Source organism: Segatella oulorum F0390 (assembly GCF_000224615.1).
GTDB lineage: Bacteria > Bacteroidota > Bacteroidia > Bacteroidales > Bacteroidaceae > Prevotella > Prevotella oulorum.
The window spans coordinates 502,003-504,103 of the sequence record NZ_JH114215.1; the positions used below are offsets into that span (position 1 = coordinate 502,003).

At 42.1% G+C, this 2,101-nt stretch carries 2 protein-coding genes and 1 pseudogene; 2 read left to right on the plus strand and 1 reads right to left on the minus strand.

Annotated elements, in window-relative coordinates; all coding sequences use genetic code 11:
• Window positions 1-659: IS256 family transposase, variant Zn-binding type (locus tag HMPREF9431_RS12105; RefSeq protein ID WP_004379433.1), on the plus strand; the 659-nt coding region annotated here is incomplete at its 5' end.
• 103 nt (window positions 660-762) lie between these two features.
• Here the strand turns inward: HMPREF9431_RS12105 and HMPREF9431_RS02145 are convergent.
• Window positions 763-1,179: pseudogene (locus tag HMPREF9431_RS02145) on the minus strand (transposase); the annotation flags it as partial.
• Between the two features lie 71 nt (window positions 1,180-1,250).
• Here HMPREF9431_RS02145 and HMPREF9431_RS02150 point away from each other — a divergent pair.
• Window positions 1,251-2,101: IS256 family transposase (locus tag HMPREF9431_RS02150; RefSeq protein WP_004379435.1), on the plus strand; the 851-nt coding region annotated here is incomplete at its 3' end.

The window sequence follows — 2,101 nt, forward strand, 5'->3', positions numbered from 1 at the left end:
CCAAATCTGCAGTAATAATACTGGATACAACATACTTTTCCAGGACATTTGGTGTGATGCTGTTTCAGGATGCTTCATCAGGCAAAATACTCTATCGCAAGTTTGTCAAAAACGAAACCAACAGAGATTATCTTGACGGACTTCGGTATATTGCGGAGCGTGGAACTATGATAAAAGCAGTGGTGTGTGATGGGCATGTAGGACTTTTACAATCTATACATTTCTGTCCCGTACAAATGTGTCAATTTCACCAATTTCAGATAGTTAGAAGACTCCTTACTAACAACCCACATTTGCCTGCAGGCGTTGAACTATTGGCATTAATGAGAAGGATGTTCTCTATGAGAAAAGAAGAGTTTATAACAGCTTTTGATAAATGGTGTGAGAAATGGAAAGAGTTTCTGGCTGAACGAACTCTCCTAATCTCGGGTAAGACAACTTATACACACAGAAGACTGAGAACGGCAAGACGTTCTGTTAAGACACATCTGCCATGGCTCTATACGTGTGAGGAGCATCCGGATATACAAATACCTAATACAACAAACCTGTTGGAAGGATTTAACTCACAACTTAAAAGAGCACTACATAATCATAATGGATTGAATGAAGCTAACAAAAAGAAGTTTATAGATGGGCTCATAAATACAAAAAAGTAGGCTGGAATAACCAGCCTACCAAATGTCCATTACTAAAACCCGAGAGGTTTTCAGCCTACCAAATGTCCATTACGCCTAATTTTCTATATCTTATCCCGAACTCGAGTATGGTATAGTAGGCTTCCTTGGATACTTGCTGATCCCTCCGGGTAGCGATAAAGGTGGCATCAATATAGATAGCCAGATAGTGGGCTGAGAGTCGACGATTGAGCCATGCTTCAACGTCTTCCCGACAACTGTTGGCCAAGTAAGAGATTTGCCGTTTGCTATAAGCCCGACCATAAACCGTTTCTATCACCTCACTAATCTGCTCGGTGGTGAGTCCCTTGGTATAAAGTTGATAAACCAAGGCAGCACGCTCTTCACATTCGCTACGAATAATCCCTAAAAGTACGGGATAGAAATTGCCGCTACGGCTACGTGGTATGCGCAAGACGAACGTATAGCCCTTACAATACCAACGGCGAGGACGAAAGCCATTGCATTGCTCATTCTTATTCGCTTTGACGAATAATTCGGTAGTGTCTAAAAAAGTGTGTAAGCTCGACATAATTCTTATCTTTGCATTAAGTAATAAAAAACAACAAGAATATGGAACTTACACAAGGACAAATTTCGGAAATTATTTCGAATTACACAAGTAGCAGTGAAGGTTTTCTCACACTTCAATCGTTGATTATGAATTCTTTGATGGCCCATGAGCGCGAATTATTCGTCAAAGCGAATAAGAATGAGCAATGCAATGGCTTTCGTCCTCATCGTTGGTATTGTAAGGGCTATACGTTTATCTTGCGCATTCCACGTAGCCGTAGCGGCAATTTCTATCCCGTACTTTTAGGGATTATTCGTAGCGAATGTGAAGAGCGTGCCGCCTTGGTTTATCAACTTTATACCAAGGGACTCACCACCGAGCAGATTAGTGAGGTGATAGAGACGGTTTATGGTCGGGCTTATAGCAAACAGCAAATCTCTTACTTGGCCAACAGTTGTCGAGAAGATGTTGAAGCATGGCTCAATCGTCGACTCTCAGCCCACTATCTGGCTATCTATATTGATGCCACCTTTATCGCTACCCGGAGGGATCAGCAAGTATCCAAGGAAGCCTACTATACCATACTGGGCGTGTTGGAGGACGGAAGTCGGGAAGTGCTTACCATTGTGAATTATCCAACCGAAGGTGCATTATGCTGGAAAGAAGTGCTTAACAGTTTGAAAGAGCGAGGGGTTGAGCAGATTGATTTAGTGATATCTGATGCCCTTCAAGGCATTGAAAACGCCGTATGTTCGGCTTTTCCGCAAGCAGCCCATCAATTTTGTGTTGCCCATGTCAAACGGCAGATATTAAACAGTGTCTCACATAAAGACAACCCCATAGTTAATCAAGAACTCAATGAAGTATTCACCTTGGAGAACAAAGAGCGCAAATCTTTGCAAGGTTATGA